The 22,379-nt window shown below is 68.3% G+C and carries 19 protein-coding genes and 2 pseudogenes; 8 read left to right on the forward strand and 13 right to left on the reverse strand.

All coding sequences use genetic code 11. From position 1 onward, the window contains the following. The first annotated feature begins 41 nt into the window (after positions 1-41). The gene (locus ACZ7OY_RS39180) at positions 42-944 is read left to right on the forward strand and encodes a LysR family transcriptional regulator (protein WP_472250343.1); all 903 of its coding nucleotides are present in this window, start codon (positions 42-44) and stop codon (positions 942-944) included. An 11-nt stretch (positions 945-955) separates the two neighbouring features. Here ACZ7OY_RS39180 and ACZ7OY_RS39185 read toward each other — a convergent pair whose 3' ends face one another. The 3 genes from ACZ7OY_RS39185 to ACZ7OY_RS39195 form a co-directional block, all read right to left on the reverse strand. Beyond that, positions 956-1,180, reverse strand: a complete 225-nt coding sequence (locus tag ACZ7OY_RS39185; RefSeq protein ID WP_472250344.1) for a hypothetical protein — start codon at positions 1,178-1,180, stop codon at positions 956-958. A 711-nt stretch (positions 1,181-1,891) separates the two neighbouring features. Continuing rightward, the gene (locus ACZ7OY_RS39190) at positions 1,892-2,515 is read right to left on the reverse strand and encodes a hypothetical protein (protein ID WP_472250345.1); all 624 of its coding nucleotides are present in this window, start codon (positions 2,513-2,515) and stop codon (positions 1,892-1,894) included. A gap of 469 nt (positions 2,516-2,984) precedes the next feature. Beyond that, positions 2,985-3,596, reverse strand: a complete 612-nt coding sequence (locus ACZ7OY_RS39195) for an NUDIX hydrolase (RefSeq protein ID WP_472250346.1) — start codon at positions 3,594-3,596, stop codon at positions 2,985-2,987. 150 nt (positions 3,597-3,746) lie between these two features. On the opposite strand from ACZ7OY_RS39195, the gene ACZ7OY_RS39200 reads away from it, so the two are divergent. The 4 genes and pseudogenes from ACZ7OY_RS39200 to ACZ7OY_RS39215 all read left to right on the forward strand — a co-directional run bounded on the left by ACZ7OY_RS39200 (position 3,747) and on the right by ACZ7OY_RS39215 (position 7,388). Continuing rightward, positions 3,747-4,067 (forward strand): hypothetical protein, encoded by a 321-nt coding sequence (locus ACZ7OY_RS39200; RefSeq protein ID WP_472250347.1) that lies wholly within the window; start codon positions 3,747-3,749, stop codon positions 4,065-4,067. 255 nt (positions 4,068-4,322) lie between these two features. Continuing rightward, a pseudogene (locus tag ACZ7OY_RS39205) lies at positions 4,323-4,888 on the forward strand (transcriptional regulator); the annotation flags it as partial. 807 nt (positions 4,889-5,695) lie between these two features. Beyond that, a complete protein-coding gene (locus ACZ7OY_RS39210; protein ID WP_472250348.1) occupies positions 5,696-6,805 on the forward strand; it encodes a C1 family peptidase in 1,110 nt (369 codons plus the stop codon). A 67-nt stretch (positions 6,806-6,872) separates the two neighbouring features. Next, the gene (locus ACZ7OY_RS39215; RefSeq protein WP_472250349.1) at positions 6,873-7,388 is read left to right on the forward strand and encodes a hypothetical protein; all 516 of its coding nucleotides are present in this window, start codon (positions 6,873-6,875) and stop codon (positions 7,386-7,388) included. 73 nt (positions 7,389-7,461) lie between these two features. Here ACZ7OY_RS39215 and ACZ7OY_RS39220 read toward each other — a convergent pair whose 3' ends face one another. The 5 genes from ACZ7OY_RS39220 to ACZ7OY_RS39240 all read right to left on the reverse strand — a co-directional run bounded on the left by ACZ7OY_RS39220 (position 7,462) and on the right by ACZ7OY_RS39240 (position 10,834). Continuing rightward, positions 7,462-7,788, reverse strand: a complete 327-nt coding sequence (locus ACZ7OY_RS39220; RefSeq protein ID WP_472250350.1) for a protease inhibitor I42 family protein — start codon at positions 7,786-7,788, stop codon at positions 7,462-7,464. A gap of 241 nt (positions 7,789-8,029) precedes the next feature. Then, positions 8,030-8,899: an SDR family NAD(P)-dependent oxidoreductase gene (locus ACZ7OY_RS39225; protein ID WP_472250351.1), complete on the reverse strand. Its 870-nt coding sequence runs from the start codon at positions 8,897-8,899 to the stop codon at positions 8,030-8,032. Positions 8,900-8,917: 18 nt separating this feature from the next. Continuing rightward, on the reverse strand, positions 8,918-9,445 hold the full coding sequence (locus ACZ7OY_RS39230) for a DUF6924 domain-containing protein (protein WP_472250352.1): 528 nt from the start codon (positions 9,443-9,445) through the stop codon (positions 8,918-8,920). 241 nt (positions 9,446-9,686) lie between these two features. Then, positions 9,687-10,190 (reverse strand): TspO/MBR family protein, encoded by a 504-nt coding sequence (locus tag ACZ7OY_RS39235; protein WP_472250353.1) that lies wholly within the window; start codon positions 10,188-10,190, stop codon positions 9,687-9,689. 158 nt (positions 10,191-10,348) lie between these two features. After that, the gene (locus tag ACZ7OY_RS39240) at positions 10,349-10,834 is read right to left on the reverse strand and encodes a DUF427 domain-containing protein (RefSeq protein ID WP_472250354.1); all 486 of its coding nucleotides are present in this window, start codon (positions 10,832-10,834) and stop codon (positions 10,349-10,351) included. Between the two features lie 544 nt (positions 10,835-11,378). On the opposite strand from ACZ7OY_RS39240, the gene ACZ7OY_RS39245 reads away from it, so the two are divergent. Further along, positions 11,379-11,723: an alpha-amylase gene (locus ACZ7OY_RS39245; protein WP_472250355.1), complete on the forward strand. Its 345-nt coding sequence runs from the start codon at positions 11,379-11,381 to the stop codon at positions 11,721-11,723. A gap of 856 nt (positions 11,724-12,579) precedes the next feature. Here ACZ7OY_RS39245 and ACZ7OY_RS39250 read toward each other — a convergent pair. Then, a pseudogene (locus tag ACZ7OY_RS39250) lies at positions 12,580-13,124 on the reverse strand (IS5 family transposase); the annotation flags it as partial. Positions 13,125-13,210: 86 nt separating this feature from the next. Here ACZ7OY_RS39250 and ACZ7OY_RS39255 point away from each other — a divergent pair. After that, positions 13,211-13,411: a hypothetical protein gene (locus ACZ7OY_RS39255; protein WP_472250356.1), complete on the forward strand. Its 201-nt coding sequence runs from the start codon at positions 13,211-13,213 to the stop codon at positions 13,409-13,411. 74 nt (positions 13,412-13,485) lie between these two features. Here the strand turns inward: ACZ7OY_RS39255 and ACZ7OY_RS39260 are convergent, their stop codons facing one another. Genes ACZ7OY_RS39260 through ACZ7OY_RS39275 form a run of 4 tightly spaced genes read right to left on the reverse strand, consistent with a single transcriptional unit; the run spans position 13,486 to position 21,223 of the window. Continuing rightward, entirely contained in the window at positions 13,486-15,195 is a 1,710-nt protein-coding gene (locus ACZ7OY_RS39260; protein WP_472250357.1) for a thiamine pyrophosphate-binding protein, read from the reverse strand. An 11-nt stretch (positions 15,196-15,206) separates the two neighbouring features. Continuing rightward, positions 15,207-16,925, reverse strand: a complete 1,719-nt coding sequence (locus ACZ7OY_RS39265; protein WP_472250358.1) for a thiamine pyrophosphate-binding protein — start codon at positions 16,923-16,925, stop codon at positions 15,207-15,209. A 49-nt stretch (positions 16,926-16,974) separates the two neighbouring features. After that, positions 16,975-18,348: a hypothetical protein gene (locus tag ACZ7OY_RS39270; RefSeq protein WP_472250359.1), complete on the reverse strand. Its 1,374-nt coding sequence runs from the start codon at positions 18,346-18,348 to the stop codon at positions 16,975-16,977. Between the two features lie 13 nt (positions 18,349-18,361). Further along, entirely contained in the window at positions 18,362-21,223 is a 2,862-nt protein-coding gene (locus tag ACZ7OY_RS39275; RefSeq protein ID WP_472250360.1) for a peroxidase family protein, read from the reverse strand. A 781-nt stretch (positions 21,224-22,004) separates the two neighbouring features. Here ACZ7OY_RS39275 and ACZ7OY_RS39280 point away from each other — a divergent pair. Continuing rightward, positions 22,005-22,199, forward strand: coding sequence for a hypothetical protein (locus ACZ7OY_RS39280; protein ID WP_472250361.1), 195 nt, complete (start codon positions 22,005-22,007; stop codon positions 22,197-22,199). Positions 22,200-22,379: the final 180 nt, after the last annotated feature.

Genomic DNA, 22,379 nt, shown 5'->3' on the forward strand with positions numbered 1-22,379 from the left:
TAGACTCAGAACGGATCATTATCAATCGACAGGGAGGGCATTTGGCGCCGGATACGGTGAGCCTGCGGTACTTTCTGGTGCTGGCGCAGGAGTTGAACTTCACCCGCGCGGCCGCACGGATCGGTATCGCCCAGCCCGCACTCAGTGCCCGGATGCGCCGATTGGAGGCGGAACTCGGTACGAGCCTGCTGGTTCGCAACACGCGTAGCGTCGTATTGACCACGGCCGGTGCGGCTTTGGCGGAGTCCGCGCCGCCCGCGCTGGCGGCGCTGGACCAGGCATGGGACACCGCCCGGAATGCGGGGGCTGGTGAACTGGGCACGCTGCGCATCGGATACAGCCTCAGCGCGGGGGCCGAGACGGCACCGGCCCTGGTGGACAGGCTCATTCGCAGCAGCCCGGGACTCGAGGTCGGTGCGGTCCCGATGGCGACACCGGAGATCTCCCCCGCGGTCGGCGACGGCCGCATCGATGCGGGGATCACCCGCGGTGAACAGCCGGGTCGTGGCGTGCGCCGGTTCCTGCTGCGGCGTGAGCGCGTCGGGGTCCAATTGGCAGAGGATCATCCGCTGGCCGAACACCCGGAGATCGAGATCGTCGATGCGGCCGCGTATCCGCTGCGACTCCCCGACCGTACGGCCAACCCCGTGATCCACGATCAGCTGTCCGCACTGTTTCGCGACACCCGGCCAAACCCCCGATTCCACACGCCCGCAGTCTCTTTCGACATGTCTCAGCGCGACCTACGCGACGGGCTCACCCTCGCCCCGGCCGGTGAAGCCGCGGTCACGGCATCACCGGCCGGTCTCACGTGGCGACCGCTGCAGGGCGCACCCACCTTGACGATCCACCTGGTCCTCCCGCGCGTGCCGTCACCACTACACCGCCGCATCCGTACCGTCGCCAAATCCCTGGCACACGAGCTGCACTGGCTGCCGGACTGACGCGCAGCAGGTCACGCGAGACGGATGTCGGCGGTGGCGATGCCGACCCGCACCGCCAGGCCCAGGGCCTGCGCCGACGGCGTGGGCGGCGCCGCCCGGAACTGCTTGAGCGGACGGCCGCCCGGCGTCATCGATTGATGCCGACCTCGGCGCAGGAAGCCGGGCAGCATCTCCGCCACCTCGTCCGGGGTGAGCAGCTGGTCGGCCCAGTTCGCGTAGGCCTGCGTCCCGGTCACCGCGACGTCCCCAGTGCGTAGTTCATGGGCCGGTAGCGGCGGCCCCACCGCTCCGGATCCGGCACGAACACCAGCCACCACTCGTTCATCTGCCACCCCTGTGAGTCGCTTGAACTCACTCAATCATCAGGGAAACACAGGTGCGGGTCGTCCGGCGTGCGGAGCACCTCGTAGGCGATGTCACCGCACTGGCAGTGTCTCGTGCGGCGCTCCGATTCCAGCCCTGCCGCCTCCGACAACGTCATTCCGTTCCCTCGATCGACAACGTGACAGGGCTGCTCTGGTCGGCAAGGCTCGTAGCGTGCCTGCACAGCATTGGCACCTCGGCCTTACGTGATCACAAAACGGGCGTTCGTCGACTACGCCGAAGCCCTGGCAGCTGCGGGCCCGTCGCCCCGACTGGTCGTGGGGGTGCTGCCAAGAAACGGCGATGGGGGGATGCCTGAAAGATCCCATTCCGTTCTGCCCGATTTCGTCTCAGGCGGCTCTTCGCGCGTCTGACTGTCCTCGCCGGGCGCCGCGGCCGTGCAGCGGTGCCACTGACGAGTTCAGGCGAGGGAGTCAGCCGCGTTTGGCGCGGCCGTGCCCTCGCCGCTGGGTGCGCCCTGCTGTGACTGAGCACTGCATCTGGCCCGGCTGGACAGCATCGATGCTCAGAATCGGCCCGATGGCGACTCGCAATTGGCTGTGACTGGAGGACGCAGCGCTCTTTCAGTATCCCCAGCTGGCGTAGATGATGACGTTCTCGCCATTGTCCCTGGCTCCGATGCACACGTCACGCCAGTCGAGCAGCCAGCCGCTGGAGCGGCAGCTCTCCTGTTGGAGGCCCAGTTCGCGGATGATCTCCGGGCGGGACAGGCCGTCCTCGCTGGTGACCGCCGCGGCGCGCCAGCAGCCGCCGGAACCGCAGCTGGTGCCTTCGTCAATCATGGTGATGCCTGGCGGCAATGAAGGGAGGGCCTTGGACGACGGGGCGTCCGAGCCTTCGCTGATCATCAGGGCGTACAGGAGGCCGACCACGAGGGTGAGGGCGAACTGCATCCCCAGGAAGCCGATCGCTCCATTGCGGCGGGGGATCCATTCCGGGGGAGGGGAGTCCTCGTGCCGTCCTTCCAGTCCCGCGCCGCAGGCGATGAGCAGGGGCGCGAGAACCGTGAACACGAGATGGGCGTCGGGCCTAGGAGCGTCGATCCAGCCCTGCTGGACGCTGATCAGCAGACCGGCTCCGGTGAGCAGCGCGCCGCCGATCGCGAAGCCGACGGAGCGGGTGCGGGCGATCGTCACCCAGACGATGGTGGGCGCGACGGCGAAGAGTATCCCCAGGATGGTCAGCATGCATGGGAGACGTGCGGCGCCGAGCGATCGGTTCCACACGGTTGGGGCTCCCCAGCGTGATCCGGCTACCCGACCACAGGGTCCCGCGTCACCCGCGGAGATCGCCGCCATGCTCCACTGCTTCCCGCACCCGCGGGGATGGTCCCAGGACAGCAAGCCGGGGGAGCAGGGCGTAGAACTGCTCCCCGTACCCCCGGGGATGGTCCCCCGTGGCTGTGGGGATGGTTCAGGCCCGGCAGTGTCGGCGACCGCGCTGAGGACCTGTTCCCCGCACCGGCGGGGATGGCCCCTGTCGGCGTTCATGCAACTGCCCGCTTCCGACGGTTTGAGCGTCACGTATTTCCCCGCCCTCGTGGTCACGGCTTCCCGTGGGGGGGGCGGTGAGCGTGAACGGTGCTGGTGTTGTTTTCGGCTCTGTGTCGTCGTGGTCCGGGCGTGCGGCACCGTGGACGCCGGGGGAGGCTACCCGCTATGCCTTGCGGCCCCGGGCGTGCTGCAGCTTGTGGGTGAAGCGGTGCATGTGGGGGTCGAGCAGCTCGTCCGATTCCTCGAGGACCTGCTGGTCGGTCATCCACCGGATCGCGTTGAACTCGTCCTGGTCGTAGGAGGTGATGGTGTCGGCGTCGGCGGTGAGGAGGTACCAGAGCGAGACGTCGGTGTGTGTGCCCTGCCCCCGTGTTTCGGTGACGGTGAGGAAGAGGGGGAGCTGGCCGGTGATCGGTGATGCCGTGGCGTGGATGCCGAGCTCCTCACGGCATTCGCGGACCACCGCGGCCCACGGGTCCTCGCCCGGCTCGACGTGTCCGCCGGCCGGCAGCCACAGGCCTGCCTTGCGGTGCGCGACGAGCAGCAGCTGACCGCGGATGTCGTCGAGGACGACGAAGTAGCTCACCAGGTGCATCGGGGGAACGTCCGGCTTGTGCATCCGGTAGACCGGGGCTGCGCCGGCGATCCACTGCGCGGCGGTCTTCAGGTGGGTGCGTTCCAGGCTGTCCCAGGGTTCGATGGCGCCGAGCAGTTCCAGAAGGCGGGCACGCGGCTGATCGTCATTGTCGGTATGCGGGTGGCCGGTTGAGGTCATCCGCGCATCCTGTCAGGAGGCACTGACGGCGACGTTGATATCCATCGCGTGCAGGAGTGTCGATAGGGCTCGCCGGCGCTCCCGCTTCGTTGTCCTTGCCGGGTGAGAGGCTGCCCGCGAGCATCAGGACTGGGATGGGGAGATGGCGGGATGGGTTTCGAGGGCGGGGTGTGGCGGCTGATGTGGCAGGAGGTTCTGCTCGGCGAGATCGTGATCGACGAGACCGACTTTCCATGGCTGAACGGTCGCTTCGTTCCAACGCCGGCGTTCGCAGAGGTGAAGCCGTGGTTCGACGAGTCGTTGGCTCTGGTGGAGGCGGAGGAGTACGAGCGGTTCGACGACTCCTACGACCGGATCGCGGACACCTTGTCGCTGGTGGCCCCGTCAGGTCCGGTCGCGGAGTTTCTTCTGCACATCAGTGACAGTCGTGCCTGGTTCAGGTGGAGTGACGAACCATTCGATGATGGCTGAGCCCGCCAAGTCTTGGGGAATTGCGTGAGCGTCCACAGTCCCGCGCCCGAGGATCGACTCCTGACAGACGACGCCTGCTCCCCGCACCCGCGGAGATGGTCCCGACCGGGCGGTGCCCTCCGAGGCCCTGACCCGCTGCTCCCTGCACTCGCGGAGGTGTCCCGAGGTCCTGGACCGAGGTGGCCGCCTTGAAGCTGTTCTCTCCGCGGGAGCGGTGGTGTCCTGACCCGGACCGGCGCTCCGCTGGAAGAGGCCATGTCTGAATGGGACATCGAGTTCGGCAGGTGCGGTGCCCACGGTATCAAGGGCCAGGAGGCCGTCGTCCGCCGACTGGAGGCACTTGCCGGATACATTGCCATGCCGATCACCGCCGGGCGCGGCCGGCTGGTCCGGCTGTAGTGCCCCGTATTGATCACGTCCGCGCTGTCGTCGGAGCGGCCGGCCTGGCCGTCACCGGCCGCTCCCTGCGCGCCTGGCTGGAAGACCGGCGCGCGCCCTCGGGGAAGAACCTCGAGGGCATCGAGCCGGCGTACCGGACGGTGCGGCACCACAACGTCGTCCGCTGCCTGACCGGGCGCCTCAACCGCGGCGGCCGCGGCACTCGGGTGGTGATCCACCCGGCCGATCAGCCCTGCGTCGACCGGCCCCGCCGGCGGGCGGTCGGCTTCCGCGCGCTGAATGTGCGGAACTGGGACCGGGTCGTCGGGGTGTGGGCGGCCGGCGATGCGGGCGGTCTGGACGACGCCTGGATCGAGCACATCGTCGACGTGGGCTCGCGGTGGGGCCGGTACGGGTACGTGACCGGCATCGGTTTCGCCGCGTGGCCCGCGTCTGCCGCAGGCCGCCTGGGCCGTTGGGGTTGCGGCAGCACGCCGGGCGGCGTCTGAGGTTGGCGGACCTGCTGGCGCGGCTGCTTTTCCACTTCGTACCGGTTCAGGTTCTTCGTCTGTGCGTAGCGGGTGACGGCATCCTGGGCGGCAGCGGCAGCTTCGAAGCACACCTGCCGCTGCTGGGCCTGTTCGGTGGGGTCGTCCAGTTGCTGCGGCTGTTCATGGGCATCGGGGGCCGCCTGCTGCAGGGCGACGGGCTCCGGCGTGACGCTGCTTCGATGCGACGGGGGTGCGGTTTTGGTTCGTGGGCCTGCGCGGTCGGCCGGACTCGTTTCAGCAGCTGGCGGGGCCGGTTGAGCCGGAATCCAGGTGGCGGAAAGCCCGCGGTCGGGAGCTGGAGCGGTCGGCATCACCGGGGCCGACGGTTGGCAGGTTGGCCGGTTGCGGCTGGCGCGCCTGGGCAGGTCGGTTTCCGGGACGGGCGGCGGCTGGGTGTCGTCGCCGCGGAGGTCCTCGAGGCGGTCGTGGTCGTTGTCCCGGGTGCGGATTGGGTGTCGGGCATGTCAGGAAGACGGCTCCAGACGTAGGTGCCTGGCAGATATATCCACCCTGGTCAGGCACGTACGGCACACTGCGCACCTGTTGAGGCTCTCTGAATGGCGAGCTGCGTCGCCCGGGTGTGCACTGATCCCGTTGGCCCGGCCGTCATACCGCCCGGACAGGGCGGCTTCGGCCTGCTCCGGTGCTCCTGGCCGGCTTCGCCTTCCCCTCCCCCCTTCCACTGCGAGAGGTGTTCGCATGCCCGTGAACGAACCCATCGACCTGGCAGAACTCCGGACGACGCTGGAACGCGCCGGCAACCCCTGGCGGTCGGTCAGCAACTCCATGACGCGGCTGACCGAAGAGCAGCGCGTCACCCGACTGGGCGTACCCGTCGACGAGGCCGAGCACGCCGAGATCATCGCCGCCCAGGAACAGCACGCCGCGACCGCGCGGGAGGCCACGGCGCGGGCGGCGGACATTCCGGCCTCGTTCGACCTGCGCAACATCGGTGGTCTGGACTACACGACGCCCCCGAAGGACCAGAAGGACTGCGGATCCTGCGTTGCGTTCGGCACGGTGGCGACCATGGAGCACGTGGCCCGCTACGTCGACCGGGCACCGTACCTGGCGGCCGACTTCTCGGAGGCGCACGCCTTCTACGGGTATGGCCGCGAGGACGGAGCCACCTGCGCCACGGGCTGGCTCCCGGAACCGCTGCTGGAGAGGGCCCGCGAGTCGGGTATCACCTTCGAGGACTACTTCCCCTACGCGCCGGGGGACCAGGACGCCTCGGGCCTGAATGCGGACTGGCCCAACCGCAACGCGAAGGTCGTCAACTGGACGAACGACACCAACGATCCAGCCGCGATCAAGCGCGACATCGCGACCTACGGGTCCGTCACCGCCTGCTTCTACGTCTACCAGGACTTCTTCAGCTACGGGGGCGGTGTCTACCGGCGGCAGAGCGACAAGCTCGCCGGCGGCCACTGCGTCTGCCTGGTCGGATACGACGACGCGCAGTCCTGCTGGATCGCCAAGAACAGCTGGGGCACCGACTGGGGTGAGCACGGCTTCTTCCGGATCGGCTACGGCGAGTGCGGCATCGAGAGCTGGCACACCTGCGGTGTGCAGGGGGTCAGCCTGCGCGCCTGGCTGGAGGACCAGCGCATCCTCGGGCTCTGGAGCAACGAGGCCGACGCCAACGTGTGGGCCTACGGAGAGCTGCGCGGCTGGCTGAGCCTCGGCAGCGACGCGGCCGCGACCGACGCCGCGATGCTCGCCGAACTCGCGGCCTCCAAGTCGGCCGACGCCAAGGTGGGCCTGTTCGAGGACAACGGCCACGTTCAGCAGGTCTACGCCTGGTGAGACCCCAAGAACGACACACGACCAACGACACACGACCAACGACACACGACAGCAGGAGTGGTACAAGATGACGAGGCCGAAGATGAGCACGCTGGAGGCGCCCTCCGCCAGGGCGCGCACCGGATACACCGCGACCGCCTCGATGAACGGCGGCGCCGGCAAGCCGGTCATGCCGCCCCCGGGCGTCGAGGTGGGGATGTCGGCCATCCCGGTCACCGAGTTCGGAAAGCCGAAGACCGACGCCATGGTGGTCCGGTTCGAGGAGACGGCCGCCGGCGAGGCCCGTCCGGTGGTGCACCCGGACGCCAGGGCGACGAAGCAGGCCATCCAGGCCATCCAGGCCGCCGGCGCCGTCGCCGGCGTCTGGACCCAGAACGTGATGGTCGACGGCATGTGGTCGACGGACCAGACCCGCAACGCGTACCTGCATGTCCAGGGCGGCACCTGGAAGAAGATCCACAACGGCTCCGACGCCGCCTTCACGGCGCTTACCACGCTGGCGTCCCAGGCACGCCAGACCAGACGGCCGATCACCTTCCGTGAGGAGACGGACGGGATGATCCGCGAGATCTATCTCTGGTGAGTCCACTCACCCGCCGTCGGCAGGGCCGTTCCCGAGCGGGGCGGTCCTGCCCGCGTCCGCCGCGGGATGAGAGTCAACCGCCGGTTGGGGACCCGGCGACCGAGACCCGGACACTGAGCTGGTCCTGCACGTCGCTCTCCCATGGCCGCTTCAGCTCCAGCTGCACCAGTCCCTCGCCGGCCGCGGTCGGCCGGACGCGGACCACCCGCTGCCCTGCGGCCCCGGGCAACAGCTGCCCGGGGGCCTCGTACTCGTCACCGGTCACCTGGAGAGCGCCGTCGACGCGCTGGACCGACCACAGGTAGCCCGTGGTGGCGTTCTCCGGCAGCTGCAGCACGATCTCATCGCCGAGCGACACGTGAACCTCGGAGTCCTGCGGGGAAACCCGTACGACACCCATCACCGCACCTCTTCCCACGAACACCCACCAGCCTACGCAGGCCGTTGGAGGAGCCCGTTCTGTAGTGACAATGCGTAGCCGAGTCATCGGCTTGGCCGCCACAGGACTCCGCACTTTGAACGGTCTCTCGGTTAGAGGATGCCGGATCTCCACTCTGGTCAGCCACATTGCCCGAAACCCTGCGGCGGGATCAGCCGTAGGGTTCAGCAGGGTCCGCCTTCGTGGCGGCTGGTCGATGTCCTCAAGCGGGGACGGAGACGCCGGTGAGGCGTTCGGCCTCGGTCCACAGGCGTGCCGCGGCGCTCTTGTCCCGGCCCGGTCGCGGCAGTTCGACCGGCTTCGTCGGACCGACCATCCCCCATCGCGGCCCGTAGTAGCCGCCTGCGGTGGCCGTCGGACTCGTCGCCGCGAACAGCAGGGGTTCCGTTCCCTGCTCGGGCCCCTGCGAGGGCACGATCTTGTACAAGATCGACTCCATCAAGCCGGGCCGGCCGCCGTTGAGAGTGGGCCCGGAGGTCATCAGGTTGGTGCGGGTGTAGCCAGGCTGCGCGCCGGCCGACAGCAGGGACCAGCCGCGCTGGGCCGCGAGCTCGGCCAGGTGCACCGTCATCAGCATGTCCGCCAGTTTGGACTGAGCATAGGCCCGGGTCGGACTGTAGCCGCGTACGGACTGCAGGTCACCGAAGTCGATGCGTGCCCGGTTGGCGGTGCCGCTGCTCATCGTGGCCACTTGTGGCGCGGGGGCGGCGAGCAGCAGGGGCAGAAGCCGGTTGGTGAGGGCGAACGGCCCGAGGAAGTTGCTGCCCAGCTGCAGTTCGAAGCCGTCGGCGGTCTCGGTGCGCTGGGGCACGTTCATTACTCCGGCGTTGTTGAGCAGCATGTCCAACGGCTTCCCCTCGACGATCAGGCTGTCCGCGAAATCCTGCACCGAGGACAGGTCCGCCAGGTCGAGGCGGCGGACCTGCACGCGGGCGCCGGGGTGCGCGGCGAGGATCTCGGCCTTCGCCTGTTCATCCTTGGCCGGGGTGCGCACCGCGAGAATGACGCCTGCTCCGGCGCCGGCCAGGCGCTTGGCCGCCTCCTTGCCCGTGCCGCCGTTGGCGCCGGTCACTACGGCGAGCCGGGTCCTTCAGATGGCGAACCCCTGGAAGGTGTCCTGGGGGTCCTGCTTGGCGGCTTCTTTGAAATCGCCGAATGACAGGTTGGCGATCATGAGATTCGCGTGGATCTCGTGGACGCCGGCAGGGACGGTGCGGAACTCGCCGCCGTCCGCCTCGAACTCCTCGTCGCTGTCGCACTCTTCCCTGGCCAGCACGGCCACTGCCAGCAACGTGGTAGGCCCACCACGCATTGAGTCGCGGTCGGCGAGGAACACCACGCTCAGCTCCCCATCGGCCAACGCCGCGGAGAGAATCTGAGCCGAGGTGCATCCCGCCCACTTCGGATCGTCAGCGATGTGGACGTACGGCTCGAAGTCTCCATCACCCCAGGGCCTCATCAGCTCGGCTTTCACCGCAGTCCATGCCTGTTCGTCGCGATAATCGGTCCTGATGATCAGGGCCGCGTCCCGATCGCGCCCCGCCAGCCACTCCCTACAGTCACTCACGCCGCTGCCCGCCCCTCCGCTCAGGTCATAGCCCGCGCGTTCCGTACGCACGCTACGCGAGACCGCTGACACACCCATGAGCGGTTTAGTTGACGAAGGTCGCCAACTAGACCTCTCAGTCACAGCTGACGGCTGGTCGTCCGCGGTCGTGGAGAACGTCGAGCGGTGGGCGGCTTCAATCGCGACCCCGCGACGGCGTCCCCTCGACGGGGCGGCGCTTTCGTTTGCGGCGTGTGTCGTCCGGAGTACAGAACGGCAGCAGGATCATCTATGTCGGCCTGCCGACGATGGCTCAGCGGTTGCGATGGGCGATGGAGGCATTGAGAGCGGTGGCGAAGGCGCACCATGCGCTGTACGGCCACAGAGCACGGCCCGCCATCTTGTCGGCTTGTGCGATCCGGCGGGCCAGGTCGGCGTTGCTGACGTTGAGCAGGGCCGTGCCGGCCAGCCCGGCTCGTGGGCTGCGTAGGCCGAAGAACAGCCAGTTCCAGCCGGCGTTCAACGTCAAGTTCACCCCGAAACTGGCAGCGATCTGCACGCGCTCTTGGCTGTGAGTCTGGGTGAGCGCCCGTCCGCCAGCGAAGGCGAGGCAGGCGTAAAGAGGTGTCCACACCACGCCGAACGCCCATGACGGCGGCTGCCACACGGGCTTGCGCAGTGCCCGGTACCAGGTGCTTGCCGGGTCGACTGCCGCCGAACCCGCTACCGCGGCCGCGGCTGCAGCGCCGACGGCCCCGGCATACCACCGCCACCCTGGCTCGCTCCGGTGGTCATGCCCGTCGCTGATCAGTCTCATGGCGAAAGCTCTTCCCCGCTGCGCCCGACCGATAGCGCCTACTGGTTAACAGAATGCCGATGACATGGACGTCGGGAAACACAGCGAGCTGCTTGCGGAGGCGAGCCGGCGGCCGCTTACCCGGGCAGTGTGGCAGAGGCGCTTGGGCGTTGGTCCGGTCACCAGCCGTGGGTGTGGGCTCCTCCCTTGAAAGGGCCACGGACCTCGGGGGTGATCCAGCCTCCGTAGAAGTCGCCTTCCTGGGGCTGCACCGTGTAGCCGTCGACGGTGCAGCGGTCGACTCTCCCGGCGTAGAAGGCGACGTGGTTTCTGAGGTCTTCGTAGGGCGGCCGCGGGTCGGGATAGCTCCATGCGGCGAGGGCGCGAAGGTGGGATCCCACCAGGATGTCCCAGTAGTCAGCGCTGCCTTTCCACTCGCACCAGGTGTGGTGGGAGGCAGGCCGCAGCAGGTCTGTGCGCACGTCGGTCGGGGGCACGTAGAACACCGGCGGGTGGCTGGTCTCCGTGATCTTCCAAGCGCGGGTCGTATCGGCGAGGATCTCGCCCGCACACTCGACGACGATCCGTCTCGGGTCGCGGCGCAGAGCGGGCGGTCGCGGGTAGTCCCACACCGACTCCATCGGCATGGTCTCGTGTGATGGCATAAAGACTCCTCTTTCACCATTCGTACCTCGTCTTTCGTGCGGGACACCAGGCGCGGATGCGGTCTCGATGCGCCCTGGCTCGCGTTTCGTCGCCCTGGCGATCAAAGAGCAGCGACATCACGGCGGCTATCTGCTCGGTGCCAGCACGGGGCGCGCTCGGCCTCCGTGGATCGCGCCGCGGGGGCGCAGTCGTTCCTCGACAACGGCATGGGCTCTCGGAAACACCCCGAGCATGCCCACCGATCACCCCGGCGCACTGGGAAACTCCAAGATCCCCGACAGAGTCAAGCTCCGATGCCCTATCAAGAGTCATTGATGATGTGACGGTCGGGTTGGTGCTCATTGGCCTACTCGATGCTGGCGAAGCGGGTGGGTCGCGGGCAGGAGTCCGACTTTGGTTACCTGTGGTGTGCGGGTGGTATGCAAATCCTTTCAGTCCTTGAAAGGGTGGTTGGCCTGCTTATTTGTATGCATGATGAGATCATGGCTGAAAAGATTTGCAGAAAATTGCGTGAGGATCCGTGTGGGGCTGAGGATTCGGGACATGACACACCACTCGACGCGCATGTCGCGTCCCCTCGCTCTCGCCGCCATGAGCGCGGCGGGTCTCTTGACAACCCTGACCACCGCCCCGTCCGCAGTGGCGGCCACCGGATCGCCAGCTCCGGAGTGCGTGGAGTACTTCCAGAGCTGGCGCTACACCGACGTCCACAACGGCTGCGGCGATACCGTCTCCGTCACGGTCGAGTACACGAACGGCCAGTGGGCTCCGTGCCGCGTCATCGAGCCCGACGGCTGGGCGACCTTCCCCGGCTACGGAACGAGCGGCAACTACGTCACGGGGCTGCGGACGTGCGACCCCGTCCTCGTCACCGCCGAGGGCGCCTGAGCGGGCCCGCTCCGGGCAGGAGCTCGAGCGGCTCCTGAACGAGCTGGAGACATCGCGGCGCCCGTCCGTGATCACGACCGATCCGCCACACAGGACAGGTGGGGAAGTCGACGGCGCCGGAACACGACTGCCGTCATTGAGCCCCTTCCAACCTGGCTGTGAGATTGAGGGGTTGCGGTGACTGGACGATGAAGCCCCAGGTAGATGGGTTGTCGACCAACAGCAACCTTCGCCGCCGAGCTCCCGTGTCATTGCCCACCCATCCGGGCTACGTCTGCCACTTCAGCACTTCGGCTGCTGCGGAGGGAGCTGACCGCTCGGCGACGACAGACCGGCACCCGGCGGTGGCTGACCTGCAGCCGTCAGGCGCTGACGACCCTGGCCCACCTGCGCTGCAACCACGCCCTGGCCGAGCTCGCAGCCAGACGCGTGGGCCTACCCCCAGCCGTAGCGCCGCGCGATGTCAAAAACCAAGCTGCGGAGGAACGTCTGATCGCACGAGGCGGACTCGCGCGGCTGGTATACGGGCGGGCAAGTAGACGAATCCGTTGCCGTTGTCGAGGAGCAATCCCTCATTGATGCCGTCCACGGACCAGAGATCAACCGGCCCACCGGTGTTGTTGATCTGAAGGAAGAACTCTGCTTCCTCCTCGCCGCGACAGACGAAGATCCCCTCCACCTCAGGGCGGCGGCTGCCGGCGATTCCCAGTGCGGCGCCCATCCGGGTCCAATCCAGGCCATGCTGCGCGATCGACTGCCGATTGAGCACGGACGAAACGTGGAGGAGGTTCGATGTACCAAACACGCCAGGATTATAAGAGGTCCTGACAAAGGCGCCGCACGTGTCTGTGGTGATCAGGCAGGTCGCGATACCGGGGAATGCTTCGTGGATGTCGTCGCGTCGTTCCCATCGGATCCGCAGGCGGCGAAAGCCATGCAGGCAAGCGATGGTGCGCTCGACCACCCACCGGAAAGCGCCCCGGCCGGAGCCGTGTTCGACGTCTCGCTCGGCGATGACCGGGCGGATGCCGCGCTGCCACAGCAGTTGCCGGTACTTGTCGTGGTCGTAGCCGCGGTCGGCCAGCAGGGCATCGAGTCTGCGCCGGGGGCGGCCGGCGGCACCGGCAACGGCCGGGATCTCGTCGAGCAGGGGCAGGAGTTGGGTGACGTCGCCCACGGTTTCCGCCGGTCAGCGACACCGCGAGCGGGATGCCCTGGGCGTCGGTGACGACGTGGTGCTTGCTGCCCGGCCGTGCGCGGTCGACGGGGATGGGTCCGCTTTTGGGCCCTTCGAGCAGCCAGGACGTGGGAGGAGTTGATCACCGCCCGCGACCAGTCCAGTTTCTTCGCCGCCCGCAGCTTCTTCAGCAGCACCAGATGCAGTGCTTCCCACACGCCGGCCGAATGCCTCCACGCGTGAATAACGGACAGCGACCGCGGTCAGGAAAACCACGGGCCTTGTACTACAGCCTCAGATCATGTGACTGGTGATCGGTGCTGACCGTTGTCCGGTCGCGCTGATGGATGTGAGTGCGGAGCACGTCGGGGAGTGGGCGGAGGAACTGGCCGCTCTGACGGAGGGGTTGGGGCACACAGGGCTACCGCTTCTCGATGACCGCCTCACCCCTGTGCCCGATGGCGAGGTCGGTGAAATCGTCGTTGCCGGCCCCGTCATGGCCCGCGGCTGATTGCCAAGCATGAGGCGGACGGTGCGCCGGTGTCGGCCGGGGGCCTGGGTGAAACGGTGTCGGGGTGCGGTCGATCAGTCGCGGAGGCGTTTTTCGACGGCTTCCACGAGGGCGTCGATCACGCCGTCGGGTGAGGGGCTGTAGTGGGGGACGGCCCAGCGGGTGATTTTTGCGTCGATGACGGTGGGCCGGTTAGAGGCGAGGGCCGTGCGGAAGGCTTCTTCGAACTCGTCGAGCGTTTCCACGCGGTAGCCGTCGGCGCCGCACGCGCGCGCGTACGCCGCGAAGTCCGGGTTCTGGAACTCGACCAGGGCGCTCTCCCGGTAGGTGGCGAGCTGGAAGAGTTTGATCAGCTTGAACTCCTCGTCGTCGAAGATGACCCAGATGACGGGAATGTCGTTCTCGACGGCGGTCATCAGCTCGAACCCGGCCAGGGAGTAGCAGCCGTCGCCGCAGCCGACGACGACGGTCCGTTCCGGGTGCGCGACCTTCAGGCCGATGGCGCCGTTGACGTGCCCGGCCATCGGCCCGAAGGAGCCGGCTTTGCGGAAGTTCTGTCCCTCCTCCAGCTCGACGTAGTAGCCCAGCCAGGCCAGATGGGCGCCCGCGTCCGCGAGGAGGACGGCGTGCGGCGGCAGCATTCGGCCGATCGACTGCGCGAGCTGACCGGGGTGGATCTTCCCGGTGAGGTGGGTGATGTGCCGGGCTTCGTAGTCCCGGCCCTTGACGTCGGCCGCAGGCACATCGCCGGGCACCTTCTTCTCCAGCGCGTCGACGAGGGCCTCCACCGCCGGGCGGGCGTCGCCCAGCAACGCGTGGTCGGGCAGGTACGCCTTGCGGAACTCCGTCTCGGAGATGTTCACGTGGATGAGGAGCTTGTCCTTGAACAGGTCCTCGCGGTAGTTGAACGTCGCGTGCTGGTTGAGGGAGTTCCCGATGCACAGCACAATGTCGGCTTCGCGGAAGGCCTTCCAGGCACTGGAGTGGCCGCTGTCCGCGAAGACGCCCACGGCGAGCGGATGTCCCTCGGACACGATGCCCTTGCCGTCCAGCGTGGTGAGCAAGGGGATCTGGAACCGCTCGATCAGTCGCTTGACCTGCGGTCCCGCCCCGCTGCGGATCGCGCCGAAGCCGGCAAGGGCCACGATCCGTTTCCGCTGGGCCAGGGCGTCGGCCAGCACCGACGCGATCTCGTCCACGCACGCCGGGTCGGGCAGGACCGGGGCGACGTCGAGCCGGATCGGCCGGAAGTTCGTGACCTGGACATCATGGTGGGTGAGGTCCTCGGGGACGTGGATGTGCACGGGCCCGGGCCGGCCCGCGAAGGCGATGTTGACCGCTTCCTCGAGGACGTCGCAAGTGTCGTCGGCGTCGGTGAGCAGGAAGGACTTCTTGGTGGTGGCCGCGAACATCGCCCGGGAGTCGGGCGTGCGGTTCAGGCCCGACGTTTCGTTGAGCGACCCCCATCCCTGCCACTCCCGTGACGCGTACCCGGAGACGGCGAGGACCGGGTAGGAGTCGGACATCGCCACCGCCAGCCCGGAGAACAGGTTGAACGCGCCGGGCCCGGCGGTCGCGAAGCAGAAGCCCAGCCGGTTCGTGTACATGGCGTAGCCGCAGGCCATGAAGGAGGCTGCCTGCTCGTGCCGCGCGATGATCGGGCGGATCTGCCGGGAATGTTTCAGCGCCAGCATCAGACCGGCGGCGTTCTCCCCCGCGCCGCCGAACGCGGCCCGCACGCCGACGCCTTCCAGCCCCTTGACGATGGCCTCGTAGACTCTCATCGGTTTCTCCCTCATCGCGCGGCCCGTCCGCCCTGGCGGAGCCGCTCCTCGAGCGCCTCCCACATGCCGGGGACGACGCCTTCCGGTGATGTGCTGTAGTGGGGCAGCGCCCATCGGGTGATCTTGACGTCGATCACGGTCGGTCTGTTCGAGGTGAGGGCGGCCCGGAATGCGGCCTCGAACTCGTCGAGCGTCTCCACGTAGTAGCCGTCGGCACCGCAGGCCTTCGCGTACATCGCGAAGTCGGGGTTCTGGAATTCCACCAGCCCCGATTCGCCGTAGGTCGCGAGCTGGTAGAGCTTGACCAGCTTGTACTCGTCGTCGTTGAAGATGACCCAGATCACCGGGACGTCGTGCTCCACGGCGGTCATCAGCTCGAAGCCGGCCATCGAGTAGCAGCCGTCACCGCACCCGACGACGACCGTCCGGTGGGGCTGGGCGAGCTTCACCCCGATCGCGCCGTTCACGTGCGCGGACATCGGCCCGAAGGTGCCCGTCTTGCGGAAGTTCTGCCCCTGCTCCAGGTCGACGTAGTAGCCGAGCCAGGCGAGGTGGGCACCGGCGTCGGCGAGGAGCACAGCGTCCTCCGGCAGCATGCGGCCGATCGCCTGCGCCAGCTGCCCCGGATGAATCGCCCCGGGAAGGTGAGGGACGTGCCGGGTCTCGTGATCCCGGCCGAGCACCTGCACGGGGCCGGCCGGTGCGGACTTCCGCTCCAGTGCCGCGCCGAGCGCCTCGATCGCAAGACGCGCATCGGAGACGAGGGCGTGAGCGGGCCGGTTGTGCTTGCCCATCTCGCCGGCGTCGATGTTGACCTGGATGAGCGTCTTGCCGTCGAATAGGTCCTCGCGCAGGCCGAACGTCGCGTGTTGGTTGAGCGAGTTGCCGATGGCCAGGACCACGTCGGCCTCACGGAACGCCTTCCAGGCACTCGCGTGGCCGCTCTCCGAGAACACCCCGGCGGCGAGCGGGTGGGTCTCGGGGATCACGCCCTTGCCGTCCAGGGTGGTGACGACGGGGATCTGGAAACGCTCGACGAAGCGCTGCACCGCCGCCTCGGCGGAACTGCGGATCGTGCCGAAGCCGGCCAGGAGGACGATCCGGCGCCCCTCCCGCAGGGCGTCGGCCAGCACTCCGGCGATGGTCTGGACCCGCTCCGGGTCGGGCCGCACGGGCGCCACGTCCAGCCTGACGTCGTGGTAGTTGTCTACGCTCGTGCCGCGATGGGTGAGGTTCTGCGGGACGTGGATGTGCACCGGGCCCGGCCGGCCCTCGAGGGCGGTGTTCACGGCCTCCTCGAGGACGTCGCACGTGTCGGCGATGTCCGTGAGCAGGAAGGACTTCTTGGTCGTCGCGGCGAACATCGCCTGCGAGTCGGGGGTGCGGCCCCGCCCCGACGTGTCGTTCACCGCGCCGTGGCCGCGCCAATCGAGGGAGACGAAACCGGTGAGGGCCAGCACCGGGTAGGAGTCGGACAGGGCGACGGCGAGGCCGGAGAAGAGGTTGAACGCGCCGGGACCGACGGTGGCGAAGCAGACCCCGAGCCGGCCCGTGTACATGGCGTAGCCGCACGCCATGAACGAGGCGGCCTGCTCGTGCCGAGTCATGATCGGCCGGATCTTCCGCGACTTCTCCAGTGCCAGGGCCAGACTGGCGATGTTCTCGCCGTTGCCGCCGAACGCGGTGTCGACACCCGCGCTCTCCAGCCCCCTGACGATGGCTTCGTACACCTGCACGGCGCTCCTTCGGTGCGTGCTTCCGGGGCCCAGGGTGGGTCGGCTACTCCTTCCAGCGCGCGGCGTGGGCGCGGTGGGCATCGGTCAGGCCGTTCCGGAAGAACTGCTCGTAGTACTCGGTTTCGATGTGGTGCGTCTGCAGCCAGATGCCGGGCACGTGGATGGCGTCGGTGTGGGCTGGGAAGCGTCCGTGGGTGGCGTGGATGTACACGCAGACGTCGCGTGCGCAATCGATCACCCGCTGGTCGTACTCGCCCGCTTCTTCGAGGTAGCGGGGCGCGTAGCCGTCCTTGTAGATGCGGCCGAAGACGTCCTTGTCCTCGTAGATGCCGCCCTTGCCGAACTTGCTCTGCACCACCGCGTCTACGGCGGCCTCCATCGAGGGGTAGTTGGGCGGGCAGGCGCCTTTGATGAGGTGTTCGCCGGCGGCCCGCAGTCCCACCGGGTGGGCGCGTAGGGTCGCGTACTTCGGCAGCGGCACCTGCCAGCGCAGGAGGTCGGCGGGCTTGAAGCGCGGGGTGACGAAGTCGAAGCCGAGCATGCGGCCGTAGGCGCGGGAGAACTTCGGGTCGCCCAGCATGAGCTGGGGGTTGATCGACGCGTGGATCCAGGCGCCGAGTCCCATGGCGTCGGCGACCAGCATCATGTTCTGCAGCAGCAGGTCGGCTTCCACCTGGGTGCGCATCGGCCCCAGGGCGCCGAGCGGCAGCTTGAGGTCGGGGTTGAGAAAGCCGTTGCGCACCCACTTGCGCACCCCGGCCGGGCGGTAGAAGTTGCGGTCGTCGACGAAGGTGGGCCGGGCTCCGTCGGGCTGGGTCAGCAGGTACATCAGGGCGTTGATGTACTGGTGGGAGAGGTCGACGACCGGCAGGAAGACCGTGGTGCCCGCGAGGTTGGACAGGAAGCGGTTGGAGTCGAGGTAGGCGGGAAAGTCGCGCATGCCCTCGGCCACGTCCAGGCGGCGGTCCAGCACCTTCACCTTCGCCCGGCCGGCCCGTTCGAGCAGTGTGTCGGGGTCGAATCCCGCCCCGGGCGACGGGGGCAGCTTCCTCAGGTAGTACGTCCCGCTGTCGTTGATCATGAAGAAGTGGGTGCCCTGGGCGTTGTCGGGGCTGCCCGCCGTACGCCCTACCATGTTCAGGTTCGGCTTGGCCATGATGGGCTTGTGGTCGCGCGGGTCCTCGAAGGGCCGGTCCGGCATGCTGAGGCCGGAGCAGCCGGTGAGGGCGATGAGCACGGCCTCCTCCAGCTCGCCCAGGGGCTGCGGCCGGTGGGGAGAGTCATAGCTCATCGACCTGGCCGCGACGGAGGCGCCCTTGCTGACCCGGTGGGTGCGCCGCCGGAAGACGCTCTCCCACAGGGGCCGGGCCAGGAGGTCTTCGAGGCCGGTGTGTGTGGCACGCTGTTGTACCGCCATGTCCTTCTCTCAGTCAGTCGTGGTCCGCGTCGCCGTGATTGCGCACGGGCTGGACGGCACGCCACGGCGCGAACGCGCTGGCCGTGCGCGGCAGGAGGCTCGCCAGCTCGGGGCAGTGCCGCTGGATGACGCTGGTCATGCCACTGCGGTCGATCCAGTCCATGCCCAGCGGGGTGTAGACCTCGGGCCTGAAGTCGACCGTGAGGAAGCGGTCGCTCTGCAGGCGGCGGCTGGCCATCAGGATGAAGATGCGGAAGGCGGTGTCGCTGAATCCGAAGCCGGTGGGCGGGTTCTCGGCGAAGAGCCCCACCATGGTGTCGATCTCGTCGACCGAGCGGTACACGTCCTTCAACCGGGCGACCGTCTCCGGGTCGGAGGAGAGGTCCTCGAACCGCCGGATGCGTGGCTTGTGCAGGCCTGCCAGGAAGTCGTTGTAGCGCGGGACGCCACGGCGCCGGGTGCGCACCAGGTCGACGACCGACAGGTCGATCACCTCTCCGTCGCGCTCGAACGTCTGCAGGGAGCGGGGGAAATTGTTCAGGGTGATCGCCCCGGGATGGGCGATGCCCAGGGAGTACAGCGTGTCCGACAGACCGGTCTTGCGGATGAGCGGCTCCGTGGCGGCGCCCTGGACGTCGTTGAACGTCAGGGTGTCGAGGCGGTGGCCGAACCGGTGGTCGACGATCTCGTAGTCATCCGGGATGAGCGGGTGCAGCCGGTAGACGGTGGTGAACTCCTCCGTGAGGGAGTACGGCGCACCGTGGTGGTCGGGCAGAGTGCGGGGAGTGCCGCCGAGGTCGTGCGCCTCGAACAGCCAGGTGCCCAATTGGTCGAGCCAGGTCTTGGGAGGGCCCTGCCAGTTGGTCTTCAGGGCGATGTCGATCGCCTTGGTGGAGAGGATCGCCGGCGTCCACTCGACCGTGTGGATCTTGGCGATCAGCGCCGCCACGACGAGGCGTGCCGTGTGGTAGATGCGGTCCTCGTCCATGTGCGGATACTCGTCGCGCAGCGCCCGGCAGACGGCGTTGTGCTCACGGGCGAACAGGGTCGTCATCGCGCTGAGGCCGAGCCACCAGCTGTCGCGGAAGCCGGTGACCGGAAGGCCGTTGCCAAGCGGGAGGTGCCCCTCCTCCAGCCGCAGTTCGGCGCGGCCGTCGGGCTCGCGCAGGGACTTCGCGACCGAGGCGGTGCCGCCGTAGATCTCCGAGCCGTCCCACCAGTGCGAGACGGCACTGGCGAAGGTCGGCGGCTGTCCGCCGCCGGGCTGGTACAGGGCCTCGTTCTCGGCGAAGTGCATCACCTTCTCCGGTGGACCGCCGGGGGTGTTGTGCCAGGTCATGCCGGGAGGCAGGGGCACCTCGACCGACTTCTCGCCGACGGGGTGGCGCTTGTGGTCGACCCAGTCGTGCACCTGGAACTGGATCCACACGGCCGCGAGGATGTTCAGGGACGTGGCGGGAATGAACCCGTCGCGGTGCAGCAGCCTTGCGCTGACGGTGACCGGGTTGGGCGTGTCGAACAGGTCCGGCCGGTGGACCGGCGGCATGTTGCGGCCGAAGGTGGCGCCGACGGCGCCCATTGCAGGTACGGAAAGGTCGTTCCAGGAGCCGTCGTAGCTGCGCCTGGTCCGCAGGTCCTCGTCGACCGGGACCGGTGCGGGCCGGGCGGCGGGCGGGGCCTCGTGAAGTTCGGTGTCGATGAGGTTGTGACGGCGCAGCGTCTGCCGGAACGCCATAAGGTTGAGCAGCCCGGGTCGGGTGGGCAGCCGGTGCCACGGGACGACGCGGTTGACGGTGTGGAAGAAGGCTCGCAGCGGGTAGCCGAGCAGGGTGTTGCGCCGCGGTTCGACCGTGACGAAGCGCAGGCCCAGGCGGTGGGCGCTGCTCGCCTCGTACGCCGCCTTGCGGGCCCGGTTGAGGTTGCCCAAGGGGCGGAAGGCACCGGTGGTGTTCCACGGGTTGAACGCCAGCTGGTCGATGCGTGAGCCGACGGCCCGTGCCGCGGCGGTGTCCAGGTCCTGGCGCGGGATCGTCAGAGTGGCCACCGGCACGGCGGGCGCATCCTCTTCCCGCCACTCGACGGCGCCGTCCTCGATGGGCGTGCGCCTGCCGTCCACGTAGCGCTGTACGCACACGTCGAAGACGATGTCCGCCCGATGCAGCCGGCGCGCGAGTTCATGCCGCAGGTAGTCGGGGTCGGTGCGGGACGGATCCGGGGCCTCGGAGGCGCCGGCGGCGGGGCGCAGCTGATAGCGCACCGGTCCGGCCTCGCCCCACAGGATTGCGCCACGGCTCCAGTACGTCTCCAGTGCAAGGCTCCGCACCGGACGCCGGGCCCCGGCCGAAACGTTGCGTCGCATACGCGTCGCCGTGGACCAGCCGACGGACAGGGGCAGCTTCACGAAGAACGCGAACGCCTTGCGGAGCCGGGTGTCCGCGCCTGCCATGGCCTTCGCGAAGAGGACGAACTCGCGCGCGTTGCGGGCATGCGAGACCGGGTAGCTCGTCATCAGCAGATCGTGGATATCGTCGGGACCGACTTCGACGCGCAGCGCCGCACCCCGCAGGTCGGGTGCGTGGTCGGGCTGGCGGACACCGCCGGCGTTGGACAGCCGGACCGTGACGGGATACTCGGCTCCGGGCCTGGCGAAACCCGAGCTCAGTTCGGTGGGCAGGTCGTCGTGGAACCTCAGCCGGGCGTTCTCCACGCCGAGGACCGCCTTGGCGTGGAACGTCCGATGGAGGGTGGCGGAGCCGCTGCGCTTCTTCGCCTTCAGCTGCACGCGCAGCAAGTCGGTTGCGAGCCGCTCGAAGATCAGGCGCTCGGCCTCCGGACTGCCGCCGATGTACCGCTCGTACTGTTGGTTCTCGCGCATGTCTGAAACACTCGCGAACACCGGAGGCGCTGTCGTGTGGAGCGGGGCATACGGGGGTGCCGAGCCGGTCATCTGTCGGGGGTCAGGGAGATCGTGAGACCGGCCTCGACCTCGGGGTTCCCGACGCTGAACATCCACTTGGTTGGCTGGGCCTCGTCGTCGCGGGTCATCTTCTGCACCCCCGAGCTCTGGTCGGCCGCGACGTATGCCGGGTGCGGTCTTCCCGGCTGTCGCCCAGGCGAACCTGAAGTCGACGATCTGTCGCGAGGGCGGCTGCAGTTCCGCGGCGCGGACATCCCAAGAGGACTTGACCTTCACGTGTTCTGCACATTGCTCTCACGTTTCCTGCAAAGCCTGCGGCAGGCGCAGGGCGGCGACCGCACCAGCGAGTGGGCGGCACGGCAAGGGCCTTGCGCCTCGTGTGTCTGCGGGGCTGCCCGCTGCCGTACGTGCTGCACCGGGTAGGCCGGCATCAGCGCCGATCCGGTCGTCGATGCGTACCTGTGCGAGCTCCGCAGCGCGGTGATCCACTCCGTTATGACCGCTCGTAAGGAGCACGATGCACAGGTGCCGACACCTCGGCACGGCGACGATCCTTGCGATTCGCCGCGATCCTCCCGGTAGCTCTGCCCGCCCTAGCCGATGCTGTCGCCTGCAAGACCGTCACGGCCAAGGCGTACGCCTGTATCTACTGGAGCTCCCGTTCCGAGAAGGGTTCTCCTGCACTTATCGCTACTGCAAGACCGTCACCGCACGCGTGTACACCAACGGGACGGTGTACATGAAGAACACTGCCGGAAAATGGGTCACGGTCAACTGCCGCTGCAGCGCCGCCACCAAGCGCCTGTACGTGACGGGTCCGGCTCCCACCAAGGCCGCGACGACCAACATGGGTCGCGCGACCTCCTACACGTACTTGTCCTCGGGGTCCAGCAAGGTCGAAGCGTACTGGGACAAATGCGCCCCGATCGCCTAGAAGGTCGACGTCACCGCTCTGAACAAGCGCGCCGGCAACGCAATCACCGAACTGAACCGCCTGAGGCCGGCGTTCGCGTACGGCCTGTCCTGCGCGGGACAGGAGGTCCGCGGGCGCAAGGACTGATCCGGGGCGGGAGGGGACTTGGCCCACCGGCCCCGAGGTGCACGTCACGGGGTG

It is taken from the genome of Streptomyces sp. NPDC107559, assembly GCF_055657365.1.

What these genes read in the sequence shown, in the direction of transcription:
- ACZ7OY_RS39190 (WP_472250345.1), bottom strand. Translation starts at nt 2,515, where the DNA reads ATGCTGACCATCCTGGGGATACTCTTCGCCGTCGCGCCCACCATCGTC.
- ACZ7OY_RS39195 (WP_472250346.1), bottom strand. Translation starts at nt 3,596, where the DNA reads ATGACCTCAACCGGCCACCCGCATACCGACAATGACGATCAGCCGCGT.
- ACZ7OY_RS39200 (WP_472250347.1), top strand. Translation starts at nt 3,747, where the DNA reads ATGGGTTTCGAGGGCGGGGTGTGGCGGCTGATGTGGCAGGAGGTTCTG.
- ACZ7OY_RS39210 (WP_472250348.1), top strand. Translation starts at nt 5,696, where the DNA reads ATGCCCGTGAACGAACCCATCGACCTGGCAGAACTCCGGACGACGCTG.
- ACZ7OY_RS39215 (WP_472250349.1), top strand. Translation starts at nt 6,873, where the DNA reads ATGACGAGGCCGAAGATGAGCACGCTGGAGGCGCCCTCCGCCAGGGCG.
- ACZ7OY_RS39220 (WP_472250350.1), bottom strand. Translation starts at nt 7,788, where the DNA reads ATGGGTGTCGTACGGGTTTCCCCGCAGGACTCCGAGGTTCACGTGTCG.
- ACZ7OY_RS39235 (WP_472250353.1), bottom strand. Translation starts at nt 10,190, where the DNA reads ATGAGACTGATCAGCGACGGGCATGACCACCGGAGCGAGCCAGGGTGG.
- ACZ7OY_RS39240 (WP_472250354.1), bottom strand. Translation starts at nt 10,834, where the DNA reads ATGCCATCACACGAGACCATGCCGATGGAGTCGGTGTGGGACTACCCG.
- ACZ7OY_RS39245 (WP_472250355.1), top strand. Translation starts at nt 11,379, where the DNA reads ATGACACACCACTCGACGCGCATGTCGCGTCCCCTCGCTCTCGCCGCC.
- ACZ7OY_RS39260 (WP_472250357.1), bottom strand. Translation starts at nt 15,195, where the DNA reads ATGAGAGTCTACGAGGCCATCGTCAAGGGGCTGGAAGGCGTCGGCGTG.
- ACZ7OY_RS39270 (WP_472250359.1), bottom strand. Translation starts at nt 18,348, where the DNA reads ATGGCGGTACAACAGCGTGCCACACACACCGGCCTCGAAGACCTCCTG.
- ACZ7OY_RS39275 (WP_472250360.1), bottom strand. Translation starts at nt 21,223, where the DNA reads ATGCGCGAGAACCAACAGTACGAGCGGTACATCGGCGGCAGTCCGGAG.
- ACZ7OY_RS39280 (WP_472250361.1), top strand. Translation starts at nt 22,005, where the DNA reads ATGAAGAACACTGCCGGAAAATGGGTCACGGTCAACTGCCGCTGCAGC.